The sequence below is a fragment of the Pseudomonas sp. 2VD genome (genome assembly GCF_005503585.1).
Classification (GTDB): domain Bacteria; phylum Pseudomonadota; class Gammaproteobacteria; order Pseudomonadales; family Pseudomonadaceae; genus Pseudomonas; species Pseudomonas aeruginosa.
In genome coordinates this window covers 1-3,945 of record NZ_SCND01000471.1, presented here as the reverse complement: position 1 = coordinate 3,945, position 3,945 = coordinate 1, and the positions used below count along the sequence as shown (strand labels likewise).

Sequence of the window (3,945 nt, the reverse complement as noted above, 5' to 3'; positions counted from 1 at the left end):
ACGTATGACCCTTACCTCCATTGGTCCGGCCAACCGCATGGCGCGTTCGGCGGAAACCCATCCGCTGACCTGGCGCCTGCGCGAAGACGCCCAGCCCGTCTGGCTCGAGGAATATCAGAGCAAGGACGGCTATGCCGCGGCGCGCAAGGCGCTGACCCAGATGGCCCAGGACGACATCGTCCAGACCGTCAAGGACTCCGGCCTCAAGGGCCGCGGCGGCGCGGGCTTCCCCACCGGCGTGAAGTGGGGCCTGATGCCGAAGGACGAGTCGCTGAACATCCGCTACCTGCTGTGCAACGCGGACGAGATGGAGCCGAACACCTGGAAGGACCGCATGCTCATGGAGCAGCTGCCGCACCTGCTGGTGGAAGGCATGCTGATTTCCGCGCGTGCGTTGAAGGCCTACCGCGGCTACATCTTCCTGCGCGGCGAATACGTCGATGCGGCGCGCAACCTCAACCGCGCCATCGACGAAGCCAAGGCCGCCGGCCTGCTCGGCAAGAACATCCTCGGCAGCGGCTTCGATTTCGAGCTGTTCGTCCACACCGGTGCCGGCCGCTACATCTGCGGCGAAGAGACCGCGCTGATCAACTCGCTGGAAGGCCGCCGCGCCAACCCGCGTTCCAAGCCGCCCTTCCCCGCCGCCGTCGGCGTCTGGGGCAAGCCGACCTGCGTGAACAACGTGGAGACGCTGTGCAACGTGCCGGCCATCGTCGGCAACGGCGTGGACTGGTACAAGACCCTGGCCCGCCCCGGCAGCGAAGACATGGGCACCAAGCTGATGGGCTTCTCCGGCAAGGTGAAGAACCCCGGCCTGTGGGAACTGCCGTTCGGCGTCAGCGCCCGCGAGCTGTTCGAGGACTACGCCGGCGGCATGCGCGATGGCTTCCAGCTCAAGGCCTGGCAGCCCGGCGGCGCCGGTACCGGCTTCCTGCTCCCGGAGCACCTGGATGCGCAGATGTTCGCCGGCGGCATCGCCAAGGTCGGCACCCGGATGGGCACCGGCCTGGCCATGGCGGTGGACGACAGCATCAACATGGTTTCCCTGCTGCGCAACATGGAAGAGTTCTTCGCCCGCGAGTCCTGCGGCTGGTGCACCCCCTGCCGCGACGGCCTGCCGTGGAGCGTGAAGCTGCTGCGCGCCCTAGAGCGTGGCGAAGGCCAGCCCGGCGACCTCGAGACCCTCGAGCAACTGGTCAACTTCCTCGGCCCAGGCAAGACCTTCTGCGCCCATGCGCCGGGAGCCGTCGAGCCGCTGGGCAGCGCCCTCAAGTATTTCCGTGCCGAATTCGAGGCGGGCATCTCCCGCCAGCCTTCGGCCGCGCCGCGCCCGGCAACGGTCGGCGCCTGATGCTTTGCAGCCGGACGGCCAGCCGTCCGGCGATGTTTCGTCGTCGTGCCGCGGCCCGGCCGCAGGCCCGACGGAACCGTGAGTTTCTATTAGCCACGCCCGCTGACAACGGGCCAACGAAGACTTGAACCATGGCCACTATCCACGTAGACGGCAAGACGCTCGAAGTCGATGGTGCAGACAACCTCCTGCAGGCCTGTCTGTCCCTCGGTCTCGACATTCCCTACTTCTGCTGGCACCCGGCGCTCGGTAGCGTCGGCGCCTGCCGCCAGTGCGCGGTGAAGCAGTACACCGACGAGAACGACAAGCGTGGTCGCCTCGTCATGTCCTGCATGACCCCCGCCACCGACAACACCTGGATCTCCATCGAAGACGAAGAGGCCAAGCAGTTCCGCGCCAGCGTCGTCGAATGGCTGATGACCAACCACCCGCACGACTGCCCGGTGTGCGAGGAAGGCGGTCACTGCCACCTGCAGGACATGACGGTGATGACCGGCCACAACGAGCGCCGGTACCGCTTCACCAAGCGCACCCACCAGAACCAGGAACTCGGCCCGTTCATCGCCCACGAGATGAACCGCTGCATCGCCTGCTACCGCTGCGTGCGCTACTACAAGGACTACGCCGGCGGCACCGACCTCGGCGTCTACGGCGCCCACGACAACGTCTACTTCGGACGGGTCGAGGACGGCGTGCTGGAAAGCGAGTTCTCCGGCAACCTCACCGAGGTCTGCCCCACCGGCGTGTTCACCGACAAGACCCACTCCGAGCGCTACAACCGCAAGTGGGACATGCAGTTCGCCCCGAGCATCTGCCACGGCTGCTCCAGCGGCTGCAACATCAGCCCCGGCGAGCGCTACGGCGAGATCCGCCGCATCGAGAACCGCTACAACGGCTCGGTCAACCACTACTTCCTCTGCGACCGCGGTCGCTTCGGCTACGGCTACGTCAACCGCGAAGACCGTCCGCGCCAGCCGCTGCTGGTGCTGAGCAAGCAGAAGCTGAGCCTGGACGGCGCCCTCGACCAGGCCGCCGCCCTGCTGAAGGAGCGCAAGGTGGTCGGCATCGGTTCGCCGCGCGCCAGCCTGGAAAGCAACTTCGCCCTGCGCGAGCTGGTTGGCGAAGGCAACTTCTACAGCGGCATCAACGAAGGCGAGCTCGACCGCCTGCGCCTGATCCTGCAGGTCATGCAGGAAGGCCCGCTGCCGGTGCCGAGTATCCGCGACATCGAGGACCACGACGCGGTCTTCGTCCTCGGCGAGGACCTGACCCAGACCGCCGCCCGCATCGCCCTGGCCCTGCGCCAGTCGGTGAAGGGCAAGGCCGTCGAGATGGCCGCCGACATGAAGGTCCAGCCGTGGCTCGACGCCGCGGTGAAGAACATCGCCCAGCATGCGCAGAACCCGCTGTTCATCGCCAGCGTCAGCGCGACCCGCCTCGACGACGTGGCCGAGGAAACCGTTCACGCCGCGCCGGACGATCTCGCTCGCCTCGGCTTCGCCGTGGCCCACGCGATCGACCCAAGCGCCCCGTCCGTGGCCGACCTCGACCCGCAGGCCCAGGCCTTCGCCCAGCGCATCGCCGATGCCCTGCTGGCGGCCAAGCGTCCGCTGGTAGTGTCCGGCAACTCGCTGGGCAACAAGGCATTGATCGAAGCCGCGGCGAACATCGCCAAGGCCCTCAAGCAGCGCGAGAAGAACGGTTCCATCAGCCTGGTGGTCGGCGAAGCCAACAGCCTCGGCCTGGCGCTCTTCGGCGGCGACTCCGTGGAAGCCGCGCTCGAGCGACTGACCTCCGGACAGGCCGACGCCGTGGTGGTGCTGGAGAACGATCTCTACCGCCGCACCGACGCCGCCCGTGTCGACGCAGCCCTGGCGGCGGCCAGGGTGGTGATCGTCGCCGATCACCAGCAGACCGCCACCACCGCCAAGGCGCACCTGGTGCTGCCGGCGGCCAGCTTCGCCGAAGGCGACGGCACCCTGGTAAGCCAGGAAGGCCGCGCCCAGCGCTTCTTCCAGGTGTTCGACCCGACCTACTACGACGCCAGGAACATGGTCCGCGAGGGCTGGCGCTGGCTGCATGCGATCCACAGCACCCTGCAAGGCAAGCGCGTCGACTGGACCCAGCTGGACCACGTCACCGAAGCCGTGGCCGAGGCCAAGCCGATCCTGGCCGGTATCCGCGACGCCGCACCGGCCGCCTCGTTCCGCATCAAGGGCCTCAAGCTGGCCCGCGAACCGCACCGCTACAGCGGGCGCACCGCCATGCGCGCCAACATCAGCGTGCACGAACCGCGCACCCCGCAGGACATCGACTCGGCGTTCGCCTTCTCCATGGAAGGCTACTCCGGCAGCCAGGAAGACCGTCAGCAGATCCCGTTCGCCTGGTCGCCGGGCTGGAACTCGCCGCAGGCCTGGAACAAGTTCCAGGACGAGGTCGGCGGCCACCTGCGCGCCGGCGACCCCGGCGTGCGCCTGATCGAACCGAAGGGCGAAGGCCTCGACTGGTTCCAGGCCGTGCCGGTGCCGTTCAGCGCCAAGGCCGACAGCTGGAAGGTAGTACCGCTGTACCACCTGTTCGGCAGCGAGGAAAAC

At 67.8% G+C, this 3,945-nt stretch carries 2 protein-coding genes; both read left to right on the top strand.

Annotated features, from left to right (window positions below; translation table 11 throughout):
* Nucleotides 1-4 precede the first annotated feature (4 nt).
* Nucleotides 5-1,351 carry an NADH-quinone oxidoreductase subunit NuoF gene (gene nuoF, locus FFS27_RS29910; RefSeq protein ID WP_003097674.1) on the top strand — a complete coding sequence of 449 codons (1,347 nt, stop codon included), beginning with the start codon at nt 5-7 and terminating at the stop codon, nt 1,349-1,351.
* 131 nt (nt 1,352-1,482) lie between these two features.
* Nucleotides 1,483-3,945 (top strand): NADH-quinone oxidoreductase subunit NuoG (gene nuoG / locus FFS27_RS29905; protein ID WP_137952418.1); only part of this gene is annotated, 2,463 nt, incomplete at its 3' end.